19 protein-coding genes and 1 tRNA gene are annotated in these 20,672 nt (G+C 66.1%); 19 read left to right on the forward strand and 1 reads right to left on the reverse strand.

Annotation, left to right across the window (positions count from 1 at the left end; all coding sequences use genetic code 11):
* Window positions 1-56 precede the first annotated feature (56 nt).
* The 16 genes from rlmE (at window position 57) to ABE464_RS00825 (ending at window position 15,632) form a co-directional block, all read left to right on the forward strand.
* Entirely contained in the window at window positions 57-689 is a 633-nt protein-coding gene (rlmE, locus tag ABE464_RS00750) for a 23S rRNA (uridine(2552)-2'-O)-methyltransferase RlmE (protein ID WP_121041780.1), read from the forward strand.
* A gap of 53 nt (window positions 690-742) precedes the next feature.
* Window positions 743-2,686: an ATP-dependent zinc metalloprotease FtsH gene (gene ftsH / locus ABE464_RS00755; RefSeq protein WP_259260289.1), complete on the forward strand. Its 1,944-nt coding sequence runs from the start codon at window positions 743-745 to the stop codon at window positions 2,684-2,686.
* Window positions 2,687-2,786: 100 nt separating this feature from the next.
* A complete protein-coding gene (locus ABE464_RS00760) occupies window positions 2,787-2,972 on the forward strand; it encodes a hypothetical protein (protein ID WP_346470326.1) in 186 nt (61 codons plus the stop codon).
* A 119-nt stretch (window positions 2,973-3,091) separates the two neighbouring features.
* Window positions 3,092-3,583, forward strand: a complete 492-nt coding sequence (locus ABE464_RS00765; protein ID WP_346470327.1) for a hypothetical protein — start codon at window positions 3,092-3,094, stop codon at window positions 3,581-3,583.
* A gap of 57 nt (window positions 3,584-3,640) precedes the next feature.
* Window positions 3,641-4,540 (forward strand): dihydropteroate synthase, encoded by a 900-nt coding sequence (folP, locus tag ABE464_RS00770; protein ID WP_346470328.1) that lies wholly within the window; start codon window positions 3,641-3,643, stop codon window positions 4,538-4,540.
* Window positions 4,540-5,493: a tRNA (adenosine(37)-N6)-dimethylallyltransferase MiaA gene (gene miaA, locus ABE464_RS00775; protein ID WP_346470329.1), complete on the forward strand. Its 954-nt coding sequence runs from the start codon at window positions 4,540-4,542 to the stop codon at window positions 5,491-5,493. Before folP ends, miaA begins: the two co-directional genes overlap by 1 nt.
* A 107-nt stretch (window positions 5,494-5,600) precedes the next feature.
* A complete protein-coding gene (gene hfq, locus ABE464_RS00780) occupies window positions 5,601-5,882 on the forward strand; it encodes an RNA chaperone Hfq (RefSeq protein ID WP_123728913.1) in 282 nt (93 codons plus the stop codon).
* Between the two features lie 26 nt (window positions 5,883-5,908).
* On the forward strand, window positions 5,909-7,219 hold the full coding sequence (gene hflX, locus ABE464_RS00785; RefSeq protein ID WP_259260294.1) for a ribosome rescue GTPase HflX: 1,311 nt from the start codon (window positions 5,909-5,911) through the stop codon (window positions 7,217-7,219).
* Between the two features lie 209 nt (window positions 7,220-7,428).
* Entirely contained in the window at window positions 7,429-7,923 is a 495-nt protein-coding gene (locus tag ABE464_RS00790) for a CinA family protein (RefSeq protein WP_019183317.1), read from the forward strand.
* A 36-nt stretch (window positions 7,924-7,959) separates the two neighbouring features.
* The gene (gene ubiB / locus ABE464_RS00795) at window positions 7,960-9,639 is read left to right on the forward strand and encodes a 2-polyprenylphenol 6-hydroxylase (RefSeq protein WP_346470330.1); all 1,680 of its coding nucleotides are present in this window, start codon (window positions 7,960-7,962) and stop codon (window positions 9,637-9,639) included.
* Window positions 9,640-9,855: 216 nt separating this feature from the next.
* Window positions 9,856-10,506: a transcriptional repressor LexA gene (gene lexA / locus ABE464_RS00800; protein ID WP_019183315.1), complete on the forward strand. Its 651-nt coding sequence runs from the start codon at window positions 9,856-9,858 to the stop codon at window positions 10,504-10,506.
* 204 nt (window positions 10,507-10,710) lie between these two features.
* Window positions 10,711-11,751, forward strand: a complete 1,041-nt coding sequence (recA, locus tag ABE464_RS00805) for a recombinase RecA (RefSeq protein WP_123728917.1) — start codon at window positions 10,711-10,713, stop codon at window positions 11,749-11,751.
* 110 nt (window positions 11,752-11,861) lie between these two features.
* The gene (recX, locus tag ABE464_RS00810; protein ID WP_346470331.1) at window positions 11,862-12,353 is read left to right on the forward strand and encodes a recombination regulator RecX; all 492 of its coding nucleotides are present in this window, start codon (window positions 11,862-11,864) and stop codon (window positions 12,351-12,353) included.
* A 107-nt stretch (window positions 12,354-12,460) separates the two neighbouring features.
* On the forward strand, window positions 12,461-15,109 hold the full coding sequence (alaS, locus tag ABE464_RS00815) for an alanine--tRNA ligase (RefSeq protein WP_346470332.1): 2,649 nt from the start codon (window positions 12,461-12,463) through the stop codon (window positions 15,107-15,109).
* A 145-nt stretch (window positions 15,110-15,254) separates the two neighbouring features.
* Window positions 15,255-15,458 (forward strand): carbon storage regulator CsrA, encoded by a 204-nt coding sequence (gene csrA, locus ABE464_RS00820; protein ID WP_019183311.1) that lies wholly within the window; start codon window positions 15,255-15,257, stop codon window positions 15,456-15,458.
* A gap of 81 nt (window positions 15,459-15,539) precedes the next feature.
* A tRNA-Ser gene (locus tag ABE464_RS00825) sits at window positions 15,540-15,632 on the forward strand.
* 71 nt (window positions 15,633-15,703) lie between these two features.
* Here the strand turns inward: ABE464_RS00825 and ABE464_RS00830 are convergent.
* On the reverse strand, window positions 15,704-16,081 hold the full coding sequence (locus tag ABE464_RS00830; protein ID WP_346470333.1) for a VOC family protein: 378 nt from the start codon (window positions 16,079-16,081) through the stop codon (window positions 15,704-15,706).
* Window positions 16,082-16,308: 227 nt separating this feature from the next.
* Here ABE464_RS00830 and ABE464_RS00835 point away from each other — a divergent pair, with 227 nt between their 5' ends.
* From ABE464_RS00835 to ABE464_RS00845, 3 genes are all read left to right on the forward strand, one after another.
* Window positions 16,309-16,950 (forward strand): ankyrin repeat domain-containing protein, encoded by a 642-nt coding sequence (locus ABE464_RS00835; RefSeq protein ID WP_346470334.1) that lies wholly within the window; start codon window positions 16,309-16,311, stop codon window positions 16,948-16,950.
* Between the two features lie 100 nt (window positions 16,951-17,050).
* On the forward strand, window positions 17,051-18,199 hold the full coding sequence (locus tag ABE464_RS00840) for an aldo/keto reductase (RefSeq protein ID WP_346470335.1): 1,149 nt from the start codon (window positions 17,051-17,053) through the stop codon (window positions 18,197-18,199).
* Between the two features lie 291 nt (window positions 18,200-18,490).
* Entirely contained in the window at window positions 18,491-20,629 is a 2,139-nt protein-coding gene (locus ABE464_RS00845) for a TonB-dependent siderophore receptor (protein ID WP_346470681.1), read from the forward strand.
* The last annotated feature ends 43 nt before the right edge of the window (window positions 20,630-20,672 follow it).

Here is a 20,672-nt window from a genome sequence, read left to right on the forward strand (position 1 = left end):
AGCGGTTAACTGGGGCGATCAGGGTATCATGACCTCCCCATCCGACCCGCATCTCAATGGCAACCCGTAGCAAAAGCAGTCAACGCTGGTTGAAAGAGCACTTCGCCGACCCCTTCGTGAAGAAGGCCCAGGCCGAGGGCATGCGCTCGCGCGCGGCCTACAAGCTGGAGGAGCTGCTGCAGCGGGATCGGCTGCTGAAGCCGCACATGGTCGTGGTCGACCTGGGCGCCGCCCCGGGCGGCTGGTCCCAGCAGGTTCGCCGCCAGATCGGCGACACCGGCCGGGTACTCGCCCTGGACATCCTGGAGATGCCGCCGCTGGCCGGCGTGGAGTTCCTTCACGGTGACTTCAGGGAGCAAGCCGTTCTATCGGAGTTCGAAGCCATGCTGGGGGATCAGCCGGTAGACCTTGTGCTCTCGGATATGGCCCCCAATAAGAGTGGAATGGATGCGGTGGACCAACCGCGGATGATGCACCTGGCGGAGTTGGCGTTGGATTTTGCCGACAACCATCTCAAGCCCGGTGGCGCGTTCCTGATCAAGCTGTTCCAGGGCGTGGGCTTTGACGACTACGTGCGCGAGATGCGCCGCCGGTACGACAAAGTGGTGATCCGCAAGCCTGAAGCGTCCCGTAAGCGCTCGCCCGAGGTGTACGCCTTGGGGCAGGGAAAACGCGCGCAGATCAAGTAAGCTCAACCATACGAATCGCGTCAGGAATTAGAGGAACACCGGAGCCAATGAGGATGAACGACTTGACCAAGAACCTCCTGCTATGGGTGGTCGTCGCCGTCGTGCTGATGGTGGTCTTCCAGAGCTTCTCGCCAAAGAGCAGCGGAGCCGGCGCGCAGGGGGCGACTTACTCGCAGTTCCTGGACCAGGTGGACAGCGGCAACATCCAGAAGGTAGTGCTGGGCGAAATGCGCGGCGGTGCCAATGATGTGACCTACACCACCCGCAGCGGCCAGACCAGCACCATCACCGCGCCCTACGATCGCGACCTGATCAATGTGCTGCGCGGCAAGAAAGTGGAATTCGAGCAGGCGCCGCCCTCCAGCGGCATCTCGCTGGGCGCGATCCTGATGAACTTCCTCCCGGTGATCCTGATCATCGGCTTCTGGATCTTCATCATGCGCCAGATGCAGGGCGGTGGTGGCGGTGCCAAGGGCGCGATGTCCTTCGGCAAGTCGCGCGCCAAGCTGCAGGGCGAGGACCAGATCAAGGTCACCTTCGCCGACGTCGCCGGGTGCGATGAAGCCAAGGAAGAAGTCGGCGAACTGGTCGACTTCCTGCGCGACCCGACCAAGTTCACCAAGCTGGGCGGCAAGATCCCGCGCGGCGTGCTGATGGTCGGCCCGCCGGGTACCGGCAAGACCCTGCTGGCCCGTGCGATTGCCGGCGAGGCCAAGGTCCCGTTCTTCTCGATCTCCGGTTCGGACTTCGTGGAAATGTTCGTCGGCGTCGGCGCCAGCCGCGTGCGCGACATGTTCGAGCAGGCCAAGAAGCAGGCGCCGTGCATCATCTTCATCGATGAAATCGACGCCGTGGGTCGTCACCGTGGCGCCGGTCTCGGCGGCGGTCATGACGAGCGCGAGCAGACCCTGAACCAGCTGCTGGTCGAAATGGACGGCTTCGAGGGAGGCGAGGGCGTGATCGTCATCGCCGCCACCAACCGTCCGGACGTGCTGGATCCGGCGCTCCTGCGCCCGGGCCGTTTCGACCGCCAAGTCGTGGTCGGCCTGCCGGACGTCAAGGGCCGCGAGCAGATCCTCAAGGTGCATATGCGCAAGCTGCCGCTGGCCGACGATGTCGAGCCGATGGTGATCGCGCGCGGTACCCCGGGTTTCTCCGGTGCGGATCTGGCCAACCTGGCCAACGAAGCGGCGCTGTTCGCGGCGCGTGGCGGTGAGAAGGAAGTCCGCATGGACCACTTCGATCGTGCCCGCGACAAGATCCTGATGGGTGCCGAGCGCCGTTCGATGGCGATGAGCGAAGAAGAAAAGACGCTCACCGCGTATCACGAAGCCGGTCACGCCATCGTCGGCCGCCTGGTGCCCGAGCACGATCCGGTCTACAAGGTCACCATCATTCCGCGCGGCCGTGCGCTGGGCGTGACGATGTACCTGCCGGAAGGCGACAAGTACTCGATGAACCGCGTGGCGATCGAATCGCAGCTGTGCTCGCTGTACGGCGGCCGTGTTGCCGAAGAGCTGATCTTCGGCACCGACAAGGTCACCACGGGTGCCTCCAACGACATCGAGCGCGCCACCAAGATGGCCCGCAACATGGTCACCAAGTGGGGCCTGTCCGATGAGCTCGGCCCGATCGCTTACGGCGAAGAGGACGATGAAGTGTTCCTCGGTCGTTCGGTGACGCAGCACAAGAGTGTGTCCGATGACACTGCCCGCCGCATCGATGAAGTGGTCCGCAGCATCCTGGACAAGGCCTATGCCCGTACCACCGAGCTGCTGACGGCCAACCTCGACAAGCTGCACACGATGTCCCAGCTGCTGCTGCAGTACGAGACCATCGATGCGCCGCAGATCAATGCCGTGATGGAAGGCCGCGATCCGCCGCCGCCGGCAGGCTGGGACAAGTCCCCCAGCAACAAGGATGGCGGCAACAACAACGACAAGGGCGGCGATGCCCGTCCCGTGTCGCCGATCGCCGGTCCCGCCGAGCAGATCTGAGGGTTGCCCACGTAAGTGACGAAGGCCGGGGAAACCCGGCCTTCGTCGTTTCCGACGGGTCATAATGTCGCTCTGTTTTCGTTCCCGTTCTGGAGTCGCCATGTCCGCACCCCCACCGCAGCCGATCTCGCACACCACCGAAATGGTGATTGCCACGATGATTGGCGTGGCCATCGGCCTGACCCGCGACAACTTCCTGCTCGGCGCCGGCATCGGCATCGCGGTAGGTGTGCTGATGAGCATCGCCAAGACCGTCTACGTGGAGCGAAAGCGCCGCCAGCGCTGAGTGCTTGCGCGCGCGGCCGGCAGTGGGCACGATGCGCTTGCCCGCGCTGCATGCCGCGGTCGGGCATGGCCGGGGGATCGGCCGACACACTTTCCAGGGGGACTTTGATGCGTCATTCGATGCGCGCAGCCGTTGCTGCGCTGCTGTGCTGTGCCACGCCGGTCATGGCGGCCGAGATCCACGTGCAGGATCCGGTGCCGTTCAATGAATCGGCGATCATCGCCGAGAACATCAAGGCCGAGTGCCGGATGGGCGCGCAGCTGGCAACCGCGCTGGGCAAGAATGCCCCGGCCCATGGCAATACCATCGTCTTCAGCAGTGATCCAGTGAACACCGGCAGCGGACACGCGTTGAAGCTGGAGCTGGTGGAGGCGCAGAGCGCCGGCAATGCATTCACCGGTCACTTCAAGTCGGCTGCCGTGCGCGGCGTGCTGTTCGAGAACGGCCAGCAGGTGGCCACCGTCACCGCACGCCGCGTGTCGCGCGGTGGCGCGTTTGCCGGCTTCAAGGGCTCGTGCGATGTGCTCGAGCGCACGGTCAATGCGATCGGCAACGATCTGGCGATCTGGCTGGCCAAGCCGGTCGATGGGGCCCGCCTCGGCGACCTCTGACGGCCGGTCCGGTGCGCCAGCGTAAACTACGCGCTGGCGTACTTCGTGGATCTGCCCATGTTCGATATCTCCCCCCAGCTCGATTGCGGCGGCCGCCTGCTGCGGCTGGATCGCCCGCGGGTCATGGGCATCGTCAACGTCACCCCGGATTCGTTTTCCGACGGCGGTGACCACGACAGCGTGGAGGCCGCGGTCGCGCACGGCCTGCAACTGGTGGCCGAGGGCGCGGACCTGCTCGACATCGGCGGCGAATCGACCCGGCCAGGCAGTGCGCCGGTGCCGCTGGATGAAGAGCTGCGCCGGGTCATCCCGGTGATCGAGCGCCTGGCACGCGACACCACCGTGCCGATCAGCATCGATACCTTCAAGCCCGAGGTGATGCGTGCCGCCGTCGCGGCCGGTGCCGGCCTGATCAATGACATCCAGGCATTGCGCCAGCCCGGTGCGCTGGACGCCGCCGCCGACCTCGGCGTGCCGGTGGTGTTGATGCACATGCAGGGCGAGCCGGGCAGCATGCAGGACACTCCGCATTACGACGACGTGGTCGCCGAGGTGCATCGCTTCCTGACCGAGCGCATGTTCCAGGCCGAGATGGCCGGCATCGCCAAGAAGCACCTGATCATCGATCTGGGCTTCGGCTTCGGCAAGACCACCGAACACAACATGATCCTGCTGGCGCGCTCGGACCGCTTTCTCGAGCTGGGTGTGCCGATGCTGGCCGGCCTGTCGCGCAAGCGCAGCATCGGTGAGCTGACCGGTCGTGAGCAGCCGCGTGACCGCGTGGCCGGTTCCGTCGCCGCGCACCTGATCGCGGCCCAGCGTGGCGCGATGCTGCTGCGCGTGCACGATGTCGCGGCCACGGTCGACGCCTTGAAGGTATGGGCGGCGGTCGATGCCGTGCCGATGCCGCGGGTGTCGGCGGCCCCGGCGATGCCGCGCTGGCCGGACGAGGACTGATGGCCGTCGATCAGCGCCCGCTGGCCATCGCGGTGATGGGCCCGACCGCGTCGGGCAAGACCGCCACCGCGATCGCGCTGGCCCAGCAGCTGGACGGTGAGATCGTCAGCGTCGATTCGGCGCTGGTCTACCGCGGGCTGGATATCGGCTCAGCCAAGCCCGACGCGGCCGAGCGCGCGCAGGCGCCGCACCACCTGCTCGATGTGCGCGACCCGTGGCAGACCTATTCGGCGGCGGAGTTCGCCAGCGACGCGGCGCGAGCCGTCCGCGACATCATCGCGCGCGGGCGCATGCCGATTCTGGCCGGCGGCACCGGGCTGTACTTCCGCGCCCTGCTGCAGGGCCTGTCGCCGATGCCTGAAGCCGATCCGGCGGTGCGCGCGCAGATCGCCGCCGAGGCGGCCGAGCAGGGCTGGGCGGCGATGCATGCCCAGCTCGCCGGCATCGATCCGGCAGCGGCAAAGCGTATTCATGCCACCGACCCGCAGCGTATCCAGCGGGCGCTGGAAGTCCATCGCCTGACCGGCACCCCGATCAGCGAGTGGCAGAAGCTGCCCGGGGTGGACCGGCTGCCGGTGCGGGCGCTCAAACTGATCCTCGCCCCGCGCGAGCGCACAGTGCTGCACCAGCGCATCGAAACCCGTTTCGACGCGATGCTGGGCCACGGGTTCCTGGACGAAGTCCGGGCGCTGCGGGCCCTGCCGGCCATGGCCGAGGTGGCCGCGCCGCTGGATCTGCCGGCCGTGCGGGCCGTGGGCTACCGGCAGGCCTGGGAGTATCTGGACGGGCAGGGGACGGCCGAGGTGTTCCGTGAACGCGGCATCCAGGCTACCCGTCAGCTTGCCAAGCGCCAGCTGACCTGGTTGCGGGGGGAGCTTGATGCGCGCTGGTTCGATCCCCATTTAGACAGGGCTTCCCTGGCGGATGCGGTGTCGACCTTCGTCGACCGCTGAGTCCACGCGCTCACCCACCCACCCCGTGTACCATCAAGGGTTCCGGCGGGCGGCGGGGGCCGTGGCAACTGCCGGAAAACCATAAAAACAATAATCAGGAGTGTGCAATGTCCAAGGGGCAATCGCTGCAGGATCCGTTTCTGAATGCACTTCGGCGCGAACGTGTGCCGGTGTCGGTGTATCTGGTCAATGGCATCAAGCTGCAGGGGACGATTGAATCGTTCGACCAGTTCGTGGTGCTGCTGCGCAATACGGTGAGCCAGATGGTGTACAAGCACGCCATCTCGACCGTGGTGCCGGCACGCAACGTGAAGGTCGGGCCCGGTGGTGGCTATGTGCAATCCAACGATGGCGCCGATGGCGTCCAAGGTGATGACGACGTTGAGTGATAGCGTGAAGAATTCTGGAGAACTGCGTGTTTGACCGTTCCAAGCGAGGCGAACACGCACTCCTGATCCAGCCGCATGCCGGCCGGCTCGAAGACGACGTGCTGGAAGAGTTCACCGATCTGGCCCGCTCCGCCGGGGCCAGCATCGCGGCCACACTGACCGCGCGCATCGATCGGCCCAATCCGTCGATCCTGATCGGCAGCGGCAAGCTGGATGAGGTCAAGGCCGCGGCCGACGCCACCGGCGCCGACCTGATCCTGGTCAACCATGCGCTGTCGCCGGGGCAGGAGCGCAACCTGGAGCGGTTCCTGGAGCGGCGGGTGATCGACCGTACCGGACTGATCCTGGACATCTTCGCCCAGCGCGCGCGCAGCCACGAAGGCAAGCTGCAGGTGGAACTGGCGCAGCTGCGCCACATGTCCACGCGGCTGATCCGCGGCTGGACCCATCTGGAACGCCAGCGCGGCGGTTCGATCGGTCTGCGCGGCCCGGGTGAAACCCAGCTGGAAACCGACCGTCGGCTGCTGCAGAAGCGGGTGGAGCAGTTGCAGAAGAAGCTGGAAAAGGTGGAAGTGCAGCGCACCCAGATGCGCCGTGCCCGCCTGCGCAGCGAGCTGCCGCGCGTGGCGCTGGTGGGCTATACCAATGCCGGCAAGTCGACCCTGTTCAACGCACTGACCGGCGCCGAGGCCTACGCCGCGGACCAGCTGTTCGCGACGCTGGACCCGACCGTGCGCCGCATCGCACTGCCGGGCGGCAGCGTGGTACTTGCCGATACCGTCGGCTTCGTGCGCGACCTGCCGCATGATCTGGTGGCCGCGTTCCGTTCCACGTTGTCCGAAGCCCGCGAAGCGGACTTCCTGCTGCATCTGGTCGATGCCGCAGATCCGCACCGTGAGGAGCGCATCGCACAGGTCGATGAAGTGCTGACCGCCATCGGCGCGGGCGATCTGCCGCAGTTGCTGGTGTTCAACAAGATCGACCGCATCGACGGGGCCGAAGTGCGTCACGATGGCCAGGACGGCATCCCCGACAACGCGCGCCGCGAGCGGGTCTGGATTTCCGCCCGCGACAACGTCGGCCTGCCGCTGCTGCAGTCCGTCCTGGGCAAGCGCTTGGGCCTGCAGCACGTCAGTGGCGAGCTGCGGCTGCCGCCGAGTGCCGGCCGCCTGCGGTCGCGCCTGCACCAGCTGGAAGTCGTGCGCAGCGAAGCCACCGACGAAGATGGCTGGCTGCTCCAGGTCGAAATCCCGATCGCCGAGGCCGAGAAGCTAGCGGCCGGCGAGGGCGGCGAACCGATCCGCGCGATGCTTCCGGAGAAGCTTCCGGAGTGGTGATGGGTGTGCCGGCCACTGGCCGGCGCCCATGATTCTCCCGGCGAGGCTTCGAGAATGGGCGAGGCTTCGCGCACGGTAGTGCCGGTCGCTGGCCGGCTCCCATGACCCTGAGGGTGAGCGACCCTTTGTCGCACCCGGCAACACACGACATCACCCGCGTTTTCGACTAAAACAGGGGGCGTTCGTCCCCCGTTGATCCAGGATTTCCCATGACCGTTCCTTCCGACGCCGAACTGGGCGCGCTTGCCAGTGACGTGGGCCAGCGCCTGCAGCAGGCCTCGCTGCAGTTGGTGACTGCCGAAAGCTGCAGTGGCGGCTGGATCGCCAAGGCGATGACGGACATCGCCGGCTCCTCGGCGTTCTTCGATTGCGGCATGGTGGTCTACAGCTACGAAGCCAAGCAACGCCTGCTGGGCGTGCGCGCGCAGACGCTGGAACAGTTCGGTGCGGTCAGCCGCGAGACCGTACTGGAAATGGTCTCCGGCGCGCTGATCAATTCCGGTGCCGGCATCGCCGTGGCGGTGACCGGCATTGCCGGTCCGGGCGGTGGCAGCGAGGACAAGCCGGTCGGCAGCGTCTGGATTGGCTGGAAGGGGCGGGGCGGCTACGCGCGTGCGCAGTTGTTCCAGTTCGATGGCGACCGCGAAGCCATACGGCGCCAGACCGTACAGCAGGCGCTGACGGGAATCTTCCCGCTGTTGTGACATCCTGACCGGGTGTGCTGACAGGAGAGTGGGCCGATGTGGGAAACGCTGGGTACCGTGCGTGACCTGGGGCGATTGCAGGAAATCGCGTCGGTCCTGATCCGCTATGGCTTCGGCGATCTGGTGCGTCGGATCGGCCTGGCCGATGTGCTTGAACGTGCCGGCCGCCTGCTGCATTGGAACGACACCCAGCAGATGTTGCGGATGACCGCGCCGGTGCGCGTGCGCCGGGCGATGGAAGACCTGGGGCCGACCTTCGTCAAACTCGGCCAGGTGCTGGCCACCCGCGTGGATCTGTTTCCGCCGGATTGGATCGCTGAATTCTCCGAACTGCAGAATGCCGTGCCGGCGCTGCCGTACGCACAGGTGCGTGATCAGCTGGAGCGCGATCTCGGCGCACCGGCGACCGAGGTCTTCGCCTGGCTCGATGAAACGCCGATGGCGGCCGCCTCGCTGGCGCAGGCGCATCGCGCAACGCTGCATGACGGCACCGCCGTGGTACTGAAGATCCGCCGCCCCGGCATCCGCGAGGTGATCGAAGCCGATCTGCGTCTGCTGGCGCGGCTGGCCGAAATCGTCGAAGCGCGACTGCCGGACATGCAGCGCTACCGCCCGGTCGAGGTGGTGCAGCAGTTCCAGGTCTCGCTTCGCCGCGAGCTGGATTTTGCCGCCGAATGCCGCAACGCCGAGCGTATCGCCCGCAACTTCCAGGGCCGCGAGGACATCCTGATCCCCAACGTGCACTGGCAGTGGACCTGCGAGAGCCTCAACGTGCAGGACTTCGTGGATGGCATTCCCGGCCGCGATCTGGCCGGGGTCGATGCGGCCGGTCTGGACCGCGTACAGTTGGCCCGCACCGGGGCGCGCATCGTGCTGAAGATGGTGCTGGAGGACGGCTGTTTCCACGCTGATCCGCACCCGGGCAACATCATCTACCTGCGTGACGGCCGCATCGGCGTGATCGATTTCGGGATGGTCGGCGCCATCTCCGAGCAGCGTCGTTTCCAGGTCGCCCAGCTGCTGCACGGCCTGGTCACCCAGGAGCCGGAGCAGGTGGCCGATGTGCTGCTGGACTGGGCCGGTGGTGTGGAGGTGGACGAGTCGCGGCTGCAGCAGGACATCAGCACCTTCGTGGACCAGTACCGCGGGGTGCCGCTGAAGGACCTGCACATGGGCCTGATGCTGGGCAACATCACCCAGCTGCTGCGCCAATATGCGCTGACCCTGCCGGCCGATCTGGCGCTGATGATCAAGACCTTCCTGACCCTGGAAGGCATGGGGCGTCAGCTTGATCCGCAGTTCGACATGGCCAGTGCCGCGCGTCCGTATCTGGAGCGGGTGATGTGGCAGCGCTACTCGCCCGGCGCCATGCTCAAACGCGGCAAGCGCAGCCTGGTCGGGGTGATGGACCTGGTCGGTGATCTGCCGCGCGATGTGCGTCGCCTGCTGCAGATGGCGCGCCGCGGGCGGCTCCAGCTCAAGATCGAAACCACCGCGTTGCAGGGCTTCGGCGACCAGGTCAACCGCGCCGCCAACCGTCTGGTGATGGGCATCGTGACCGCCGCGTTGATCATCGGCTCCTCGATCGTCATGCACAGCGTCGGCGGCATCTCCAGCCGCTGGTTGCTCGCGCTGGGCGTGGCCGGCTTCATCGGTGCCGGCTTCTGTGGCGTGTGGATCCTGTTTTCGATCTGGCGCAGCGGCAAGAACCCATAGGGTTCCTGCCGCTGGGGTCCGAAGGAACCCCGGAATCTCCCGCGTAACGCGCCCGCGCCGTCAGGCATTGCCGCGCGTTCGCGTGGTCACCGACCAACGGTCGGTGGCTACAGGCATTGCTGGAGGCTTCGGCTGCGGCGGGAGCGGCCTTCTTCTATCGGCTCTTTCTCTGCGGGCACTTGCGTGCCTGTATCGTTAGTAGTAATACTACTAACCATGGACCTGACCGATACCCAGCAGGCGATCCTGCAGTTGATCGCCGAGCGTATAGAGACCGATGGCGCACCGCCGTCGCAGACGGAAATCGCCCGTGCGTTCGGCTTCAAGGGCGTCCGCGCAGCCCAATACCATCTGGAAGCGCTGGAGCAGGCCGGGGCGATTCGTCGCATCCCGGGCCAGGCCCGCGGCATCCGGCTGGTCCAGGCACCGGCGTTGCAGAGCGGTCTGCCGGAGTCGCTGCCTGCCTCGGCGCTGCCGGATCACGTCCTGCGCCTGCCGGTGCTGGGCCGGGTCGCGGCCGGCCTGCCGATCGGCGCGGATATCGGCTCGGACGATTTCGTGGTCCTGGACCGGGTGTTCTTCTCGCCCGCGCCGGATTACCTGCTGAAAGTGCAGGGCGACTCGATGATCGACGAAGGCATCTTCGACGGCGATCTGATCGGTGTGCACCGCACCCGCGACGCCCGCTCCGGGCAGATCGTGGTGGCCCGCATCGATGACGAGATCACGGTCAAGCTGCTGAAGATGGGCAAGGACCGGATCCGCCTGCTGCCACGCAACCCCGATTACAAACCGATCGAAGTGCTGCCCGACCAGGACTTCGCCATCGAAGGTCTCTATTGCGGGTTGCTGCGGCCCAACCGCTGACCCTGTTTCCCCTTGAATCACGCGCGGTCTTTTGTGGCACATCTCTGGTTTTGCTGAGGTTGGTACGGATGTCCGATAATTTTTTTCCGAACGCCGGGCAGAATCTCAGCCCGTGCGATACGCCAGCCTTAAAGTGAACCCATGGCCAAGAAGACTTCCAAAGACAGCACCTCCACCGATACGACCTCTGCAAGGACCACTCCGATGGACGAAAACAAAAAGCGCGCCCTCACCGCCGCGCTCAGCCAGATCGAAAAGCAGTTCGGCAAGGGCGCCGTGATGCGCATGGGCGACCGCGTCGTCGAAGCGGTCGAGGTCATCCCCACCGGTTCGCTGATGCTGGATATCGCCCTCGGTATCGGTGGCCTGCCCAAGGGCCGTGTCGTGGAGATCTACGGTCCGGAATCCTCGGGCAAGACCACCCTGACCCTGCAGGCGATCGCCGAATGCCAGAAGAAGGGCGGCACCGCGGCCTTCATCGATGCCGAGCACGCGCTGGATCCGATCTACGCCGCCAAGCTGGGCGTCAACGTGGACGACCTGCTGCTCTCGCAGCCCGATACCGGTGAGCAGGCGCTGGAAATCGCCGACATGCTGGTGCGCTCCAGCTCGGTGGACATCGTGGTGGTCGACTCGGTCGCCGCGCTGACGCCGAAGGCTGAAATCGAAGGCGAAATGGGCGACCAGCTGCCGGGCCTGCAGGCCCGTCTGATGAGCCAGGCGCTGCGTAAGCTGACCGGCAACATCAAGCGCTCCAACACCCTGGTGGTCTTCATCAACCAGCTGCGCCACAAGATCGGCGTCATGATGCCGGGCCAGAGCCCGGAAGTGACCACCGGCGGCAACGCGCTGAAGTTCTACGCCTCGGTCCGCCTGGACATCCGCCGCATCGGCGCGATCAAGAAGGGCGACGAGATCATCGGCAACCAGACCAAGATCAAGGTGGTCAAGAACAAGCTGGCGCCCCCGTTCAAGCAGGTCATCACCGAGATCCTGTACGGCGAAGGCATCAGCCGCGAAGGCGAACTGATCGACATGGGCGTGGAAGCCAAGCTGGTCGAGAAGGCAGGCGCCTGGTACAGCTACGGCGAAGAGCGCATCGGCCAGGGCAAGGACAACGCCCGCGGCTATCTGCGCGACAACCCGCAGATCGCCCAGCGTCTGGAGGCCGAGCTGCGCGAGAAGTTCCAGCCGGAAGAAGCCGTGCGTGAAGGCGGCGACGAGGCTGAAGACGACGCCGAGTGAGTTTGCTGCGGGGCAGGGCAGCGCCGTCAGTGACGCTCGCCCTGTCCTGCAGTTTCAAGAATCCCCGACGGGATGGCGCCAAGGACGGCGCACTGTAATGGACCGCTGCCATGCACGACTCTGAAGCCCCCGCACCCCGGCGAAAGCGCCGTGTCCAGGAACAGACGCCGGTCCAGCGGGCGTTGGGGCTGCTGGTGCGCCGCGAACATTCGCGTAAAGAGCTGACCCGCAAATTGCAGGCCCGCGGTATCGAGAACGAGGCCGCCGAAGCCGCGGTCAGCAAGCTGGCCGAGGCCGGCTGGCAGGATGACACCCGCTTTGCCGAGAATCTGGTCCGGATCCGGGCCAACACCGGCTATGGGCCGATCCACATCCGCGCCGAACTGGGCACACATGGCCTGGACAGCGATCAGATCGCTGCGGCCATGGAGACCTTCGAAGGCGATTGGACCGAGAACGCCCGCGACCTGGTCTGCCGCCGTTTCGGCGAGGCCGGCCCGCAGGAGCTGCCTGCGCGGCGCAAAGCCGCCGATCTTCTGGCCCGCCGGGGGTTCCCCGGCGACAGCATCCGCCAGGCCACCCGTTACGACCCTGAGGACTGAGCGGCCCGGGCCTGATACCCTTTGTGGTTTCGGCGGTCCTGCAGTTGACACCCGGCCATTGGGGCTGCGTGCCAGGGACTGACCGGCCCGCACAAAGCCAGCCCCCCATGAACGCATCCGTCAAATTCACTACCTCCCAGATCCGCAGCGATTTCCTTGAGTTCTTCAAGGGCAAAGGCCACACGATCGTGCCGTCGGCGCCCCTGGTGCCGGGCAATGATCCGACCCTGCTGTTCACCAACTCCGGCATGGTGCAGTTCAAGGACGTGTTCCTTGGCGCCGAGAAGCGCAGCTACGTGCGCGCGGCCGATGTCCAGCGCTGCCTGCGCGCCGGTGGCAAGCACAACGATCTGGACCAGGTCGGTTACACCGCGCGCCACCACACCTTCTTCGAGATGCTGGGCAACTGGTCGTTCGGCGATTACTTCAAGAAGGACGCGATCGCTTGGGCCTGGGAGCTGCTGACGCAGGTCTGGAAGCTGCCGGCCGAGCGCCTGCTGGTGACCGTGTACCAGACCGATGACGAGGCCTACGCGCTGTGGCGCGACATGATCGGCATTCCGGAAGACCGGATCGTGCGCATCGGCGACAACAAGGGCGCGCCGTTTGCCTCGGACAACTTCTGGCAGATGGCGGAGACCGGTCCGTGCGGCCCGTGTACCGAAATCTTCTATGACCATGGCGACCACATCGCCGGTGGCCCGCCGGGCTCGCCGGATGAGGATGGCGATCGTTTCATCGAGATCTGGAACCTGGTCTTCATGCAGTTCGACCGTCAGCCCGACGGCACGCTGGTGCCGCTGCCGGCGCCGTGCGTGGATACCGGCATGGGCCTGGAGCGTCTGGCCGCGATCCTGCAGCACGTTCACACCAATTACGAAATCGATCTGTTCCAGGCGCTGATCCGCAAGGCCAGCGAGCTGACCGGCATGGCCGACCTGGAAAACAAGTCGCTGCGCGTGATCGCCGATCACATCCGCGCCTGCTCGTTCCTGATCGTCGACGGCGTGCTGCCGTCCAACGAAGGCCGCGGCTATGTGCTGCGCCGGATCATCCGCCGCGCGCTGCGCCATGGCTGGATGCTGGGCGTGCGCCAGCCGTTCTTCAGCAAGCTGGTGCCGACCCTGGTCGAGCAGATGGGCGTGGCCTATCCGGAACTGCCGGCGCAGGTCGACACGGTCGTGCGCGCGCTGCAGGCCGAAGAAGAGCGTTTCGCTGAAACGCTGGATTCGGGCATGAAGATCTTCGACGACGTGGCGGCCAAGGTCACCAACGGCGTGATCCCGGGCGTGGATGCGTTCCGCCTGTATGACACCTACGGCTTCCCGGTCGATCTGACGGCCGATATCGCCCGCGAGCGCGATATGACGGTGGACATGGTCGGCTTCAACGCCGCGATGGACACCCAGCGCGAGACCGCGCGCGCGGCTGGCAAGTTCGGCGGTGGCGTGACCCTGTCGGCCGATCTGGTCGCCACGCTCAAGCCGACCGTGTTCCTCGGCTATGACCGCCTGCAGGCCGACGACCTCACCGTGGTCGCCATCCTCAAGGACGGCCGCCCGGTGGAGAGCGCGCAGGCTGGCGATGACGTCATCGTGCTGACCAACCAGACCCCGTTCTACGCCGAGTCCGGTGGCCAGGTCGGTGACAACGGCATCCTGTCCGGCGCGGGCGTGCAGGTAGACGTCGGGGACACCCAGAAGTTCGCGGGCCAGTTCCACGGCCACGTGGGCAAGATCACGGCAGGCAACCTGAAGGTCGGTGATGTGCTGTCCGGCCAGGTCGATGGCCAGCGCCGTGGCGCGACCATCCTCAACCACTCGGCCACCCACCTGTTGCATGCCGCCCTGCGCGAAGTGCTGGGCACCCACGTGCAGCAGAAGGGCTCGCTGGTCGCGCCCGATCGCCTGCGCTTCGATTTCTCGCACTTCGCGCCGATCAGCGCGGAGGACCTGGCGATCATCGAGCGCAAGGTCAACGAGCAGGTGCGTGCCAACAACGCCGCTGAAGTCCACAACATGGGCATGCAGGAAGCGCTCGACTTCGGCGCGATGGCACTGTTCGGCGAGAAGTACGGCGAGCACGTGCGCGTGCTGAAAATGGGCGATTACTCCACTGAACTGTGCGGCGGTACGCATGTGTCGCGCACCGGCGATATCGGCCTGTTCAAGATCACCTCCGAAGGCGGTGTGTCCTCGGGCGTGCGTCGTATCGAAGCGGTGACCGGGCAGGGCGCGTTGGATTACGTGGCCCACGAAGAAGCGCAGCTCAGCGAAGCGGCTGCACTGCTCGGCGGCAATGCCGGCGACGTGGTCGACAAGATCCGCCAGCTGGGCGAGCGCCAGAAGAAGCTCGAGCGTGAGCTGGAATCGCTGAAGGCCAAGCAGGCTGCTGGTGCGACTGCCGATCTCGGTGGCGCTGCCGTCGAGGTCAACGGCATCAAGATCCTGGCCGCGCGTCTGGAAGGCTTCGATGCCAAGGCGCTGCGCGATGCGATCGACCGCCTCAAGCAGCAGCTCGGCGATGCGGTGATCGTGCTGGCCGGTACCCAGGACGGCAAGGCGGCCCTGGTCGCGGGCGTGAACGGCAGCGCAATGGGCAAGGTCAAGGCCGGGGAACTGTTGGCCCATATCGCCAGTCAGATCGGAGGCAAGGGCGGCGGCCGCCCGGACCTCGCCCAGGGTGGTGGTGAGGACGGGCCCGCCCTTGCTTCTGCACTGGCCGCGGTGGTCGACTGGGTCACCCCCCGTATCTGAACAGCCTGAAGCCTCCTGCTCCTTGATGGGTCGGGAGGCCTGACGGTACTATGGCGAATCTTTTCCCGTTGTCGTGGGGCGCTCTTGCCGGGGCGCCAAGCCGGTGGGGAAATGCCACCACCGGTTCCCCTGGAGACTTGAACAAATGTTGATCCTGACTCGCCGTGTAGGCGAAACCCTGATGATCGGTGACTCGGTCAGCGTGACCGTGCTCGGCGTCAAGGGCAACCAGGTGCGTATCGGTATCACCGCTCCGAAGGACGTGGCCGTGCACCGCGAAGAGATTTACCAGCGCATCCAGCGCGGTGATGAGCCGAATGCATCCGGAAGTGAAAATTCTTCGGATTAAGGCTTTACCTGAGGGCGCGGAAAACGTTATTATTCGCGCCCCCGCTGAGATGATTCATCACAGCGGCGGACCAAGAACACTGGAGCGGTGCCCGAGTGGCTGAAGGGGCTCCCCTGCTAAGGGAGTATAGGGCTTAAAACTCTATCGAGGGTTCGAATCCCTCCCGCTCCGCCAGTTGTAGAAGAGGCCTTCGTACGCAAGTACGGAGGCCTTTTTCTTTGTGCGATCCGGTTGCGCGATCCGGTTCAAACAACCGACTTGCAGACCGCTTCGATGCGATGCCCGTCCGGGTCGATCAGGAAGGCGGCGTAGTAGTGATCGCCATAGTCCTCGCGCAGCCCCGGCGCCCCGTTGCAGGTGCCGCCGACCGCCAGCGCATCGCGATGGAACGCGTCCACGGCCTGGCGGGAGGGCGCCCCGAAGGCCAGGTGAAATCCGGCGCCCGGGGGCGAGGCATCGGCCCGCAGCTTCAGGCACAGCAGATCCTCGTCCTCGACATATCCATACCCGATCGCCTCGTCGTCTTCGAAGACGCGGCGCATGCCCAGCGCACCGAGCGCGGCATCGTGGAAGGCGGCGGCGCGCGCGAGATCGCGCACGCCCAGTGAAAGGTGATGCAGCATGGTGGTGCGCTTCCGTGTCGAATGTCGCGCGCAGCGTCGCATGAAACAGGCGGACGGCGCGCCGGTCGACGCATTCTGATAGCGCATGCCGTCGATCCCCAATCTTCATTGGTGCCGGCGTGGCGGCTCGGCTACGGTCGTTGTCCAGCAGCGTCCCACCGGGCGCCACCCATGTAAGGAGCAGGAACATGTCGATGGGACGGAGGTCGGTCCGTGGTTGGGTGGTCATGAGCATGCTGATGGGCATGGTCATGCCGGTCAGTGCGGCGTCGTTGGAAGAGCGCCTGCATCGGGCGGCGGAGAAGGGCGATGCCAGCGCAGTGCGTACGCTGCTGGGGCAGGGCGCACAGGTGGATGCGCGCGGTGCGGCCAAGGTGACGCCCTTGCTGGCCGCGACCCACCACAACCATGTGGAGGCCGCAGTTGCGCTCATCCAAGCTGGCGCCGACGTCAATGCCAAGGATGCCATCCAGGACAGCCCGTATCTCTACGCCGGTGCGCGCGGGCACATCGAGATTCTGCGCGCGACGCTGGCTGCGGGTGCCGACCTGAAAAGCACCAACCGCTACGGTGGCACCGCACTCATTCCAGCCGCCGAACGCGGGCACGTGGAGTCCGTCGCGACCCTCATCGCGGCCGGGGTCGATGTGGATCACGTCAACAAGCTGCAGTGGACCGCGCTGCTGGAGGCGATCATTCTGGCCGATGGCGGGCCACGGCACGTGGAGATCGTCCGTCAGCTGATCGCGGCCGGGGCCGATGTGAACCTGCCCGACGGCGAAGGCGTGAGCCCGCTGCAGCACGCACGCCAGCGCGGCTACCGCGAGATGGAGGCGCTGCTGGTGGCGGCAGGCGCTCGCCCAGGGTGATCCCGGGGGCAATGTTGCCGCTGCCTTGACGCGGTAACGGCACGCTCTGCACCGCTGTTCTGCGAAGGTGACCGCCTCCCCCGCAGAAACAGGAGTCGCCGTGAACACACGTCGTCACTTCCTCTCCGTTGCCGCCGCCGGTACCGCCGCGTTCGCCGCCTCACCGTTGATGGCGCAGTCGGCCGGGCCGGGCAGCGTCCTGCCCACCCGCGGCCAGGCTTCGGTGAAGCCCTTGCCTGGCAATCCCGCGCAGCAGGGTCAGCGATATCGTCCGCAGACCCGCCTGGGCCTCGGCGGTGTCGCCATCGGCAACGGCTTCGCGGCCGCGACCGATGCGCAGAGCGAAGCCACGCTGGCGGCGGCGTATGCGGCCGGGGTGCGCTGTTTCGATACCTCGCCCTGGTACGGCCTTGGTCTGAGCGAGCGCCGTTACGGCCACCATCTGCACAACCATCCCGCGCGTGAGTACACGTTGTCGACCAAGGTCGGGCGCCTGCTGACGGCAACCGCCGGTGAGCTGCAGGAGGTGATGTGGAAGGACCCGTCGCCGTTCCATTACCGCTACGACTACTCCGCTGATGGCACGCGGCGCTCGGTGGAGGACAGCCTCAACCGGCTCGGGGTGTCGCAGCTGGACGTGGTCTTCATTCATGACCTGTCGCCGGACAACGAGAACGACCTCGGCATGCCGTGGGAGCAGCGCTTCGCAGAGGCCGCGAAAGGCGCGATGCCGGCGCTGACGCGCATGCGCGAGGAGGGGCTTATCAAAGCCTGGGGGTTCGGCGTCAATCGCCCCGAGCCGGCGCTGCGTGCGGTGGCCGAGGCCGACCCGGATATCTTCCTGCTGGCCTGCCAGTACTCGCTGCTGGATCACGAGCAGGCCTTGCATGACACCTTCCCGAAGATCGCCGCGCATGGCGCGTCGGTCGTAGTGGGGTCGCCGCTGTTGGCGGGCTACCTGGCCGGGCGGGACCGGTATCTCTATGACGGCAAGGTGCCGTCCTGGGCGCCGGAAAAGCGCGCCAAGGTGCAGGCCATCTGCGATCGCCATGGTGTGGACCTGCGCACGGCGGCGCTGCAGTTCGCGGATGCACCCGAGGTGGTATCGGCGGTCATTCCGGGCGCGCGCACGCCCGAACAGGTCCTGGCCAACGTCGCGTCGATGTCGGTGGCGGTGCCGGGGGCCTTCTGGGCCGAGCTCAAGCAGGAAAAGCTGATTGCCTCGGATGCGCCGGTGCCGCGTGGTTGATCCGGTGGGTCGACCGGCGGATCACCTGACGTGATCGCTACCGGCCAATGACCTGTGACGCCCCGGCTGCGGCCGGAGCGTCGCCTGTCTGCGGGGCTCTCCACCCGCTCGCCTGCCGCATAGCCTTTCGCTATAGGCCCGGATGCGGCATCATGCCGCCCATTCGTTCCCTCCAGCCGCCGCCAGAGGAGTCCCTTCCTGCCTGGAGGCATTGCCGTGTCTGTCGTTCCGTTCCGTGTTGCCCCGATCCATTCGGGTCGCCGTCGTGCTGTTCCCGCGTTCTCCCCGTTGATGCAGGCGATGGCCTGCGTGCTGGGCCTGGCCTTGTCCGCCTCGGCCGTGCAGGCCGACGAGGCGCCGACGGGTGACGCATCTGCCAAGGACGGCGCCCAGACCCTGCAGACCGTCCAGGTCACGGCCAATCAGCTCGGCACCGTGACCGAAGGCAGTGATTCGTATACGCCCGGCACGATCGCCACGGCGACGCGCCTGGTGCTCAGCCCGCGCCAGACCCCGCAGTCGATCAGCGTGATCACCCGGCAGGAAATGAACGACTTCGGGCTCAACGGCATCGATGACGTCATGAAGGTCACGCCGGGCGTGAGCATCGTCACCTACGACAGCGAACGCACCGAGTACTACGCGCGCGGCTTCGCGGTGCAGAACTTCCAGTACGACGGCATCCCGATGGCGCGCGATTCGGCGTACTCGGCCGGCAACACGCTCAGCGACATGGCCATCTACGATCGCGTGGAAGTGCTCAAGGGGGCCACCGGCCTGCTGACCGGCATGGGCGACCCGGGCGCGACCATCAACCTGGTGCGCAAGAAGCCCACCCGGGAACTGGCCGGCAGTGCCACGCTGGGTGTCGGTTCGTGGGACAGCTACCGCGCCGAAGTCGATGTCGCCGGCCCGCTCACCGAGAGCGGTCGCGTGCGTGGGCGCGTGGTGGGTGCCTACCAGGACAAGCATTCCAATGTCGACCACTACCAGCGCAGCAATGAGGTGTTCTACGGCATTCTGGAAGCCGACATCGGCGAAAGCACGCTGCTGACCGTCGGGGCCGATTACCAGGACAGCGATCCCGAGGGTTCCAGCTGGGGCGGCATCCCGTTGCTGGACAGTGCAGGCAACTTCAACAGCATGCCGCGCTCGTTCAACAACGGGGCGCGCTGGAGCCGCTGGGGCCAGTACGCCCGCACGGGCTTCGCCACGCTGGAGCACACCTTCGCCAATGGCTGGGTCGCCAAGCTGCAGCTCAACCACCAGGTCAACGGCTATGACGCCTCGCTGGGCGCGGCGGCCGGTGGCAATCCGGATCCGGTGACCGGTGAAGGCGTGAGCATGTGGCTGGGCCAGTACATCGGCAAGACCACCAGCAACGCGGCCGATCTGTACGTCAGCGGCAAGTTCGAGTGGTTCGGCCGGCAGCATGAGCTGGTCGTTGGTGGCAGCGTGTCGCGCAAGCGCTGGGTCAACAACGGCTACTCGCCGCAGCCGAGCTACGTGAGCGACGTTGCCGATTACTACGCGTGGACGGGTGATGTGCCCGAGCCGGACTGGCAGTGGGGCTATGGCGACAACCAGGTCACCCGCGAGAGTGGTGCCTATGTGGTGGGCCGTTTCGACCTGGCCGATCCGCTCAAGCTGATCGTCGGCAGTCGCATCGCGAACTATAAATCCCCGGACACCGACGGGAGCGGCGTGGTCGTGCCGTACGCCGGTCTGGTGTACGACCTCAACCGCAATTTCTCGGTGTTCGCCAGCTACAGCACCATCTTCAAGCCGCAGGGCAACCAGGACGAACAGGGCCGGGTGCTGGATCCGTTGGAAGGGCGCAGCTACGAAGCGGGCCTGAAGGCGGAGTTCTACGACGGCCGCCTCAACGCCAGTGCGGCGGTGTTCCAGCTGGAGCAGGACAACTATGCGCAGCCGACCGGCGGCAGGACGCCGAGCGGCGGGATCGCCTATGAGGGCCTGATGGGCGTGCGCACCAAGGGCTATGAGCTGGAAGTCTCCGGTCAGCTTGCACCGGGCTGGCAGATCCAGGGCGGCTACGCGCACAAGATCGCGCGCCAGCAGTCCACCAAGGTCTCCACGCTGGAGCCGGAAGATCAGTTCAGCGTGCACACCAGCTATCGCCTCACCGGGCCGGCCGATGGCTGGAGCGTGGGCGGCGGCGCGCGCTGGCAGGGCAGCACCTTCGGCACCATCACCAACCCGGCCACCGGCGGGAGCCAGATCCACCGCACCGAACCGTACTGGCTGCTCGATGCCATGGCGCGTTACCAGTTCAACGATCAGCTGTCGGCGACGCTCAACGTCAACAACCTGCTGGACAAGCACTACTACACGATCTTCAGCTGGTACAGCACCTACACCTGGGGCGAGCCGCGCAACGTGCGGCTGACCCTCAATTACAAATTCTGATCCATGCAACGAAGACACCCCGGGCAACCGGGGTGTCTGCGTT

The organism is Stenotrophomonas sp. TWI587 (assembly GCF_039674145.1).
In the GTDB taxonomy this organism is placed as follows: Bacteria; Pseudomonadota; Gammaproteobacteria; order Xanthomonadales; family Xanthomonadaceae; genus Stenotrophomonas; species Stenotrophomonas maltophilia_AY.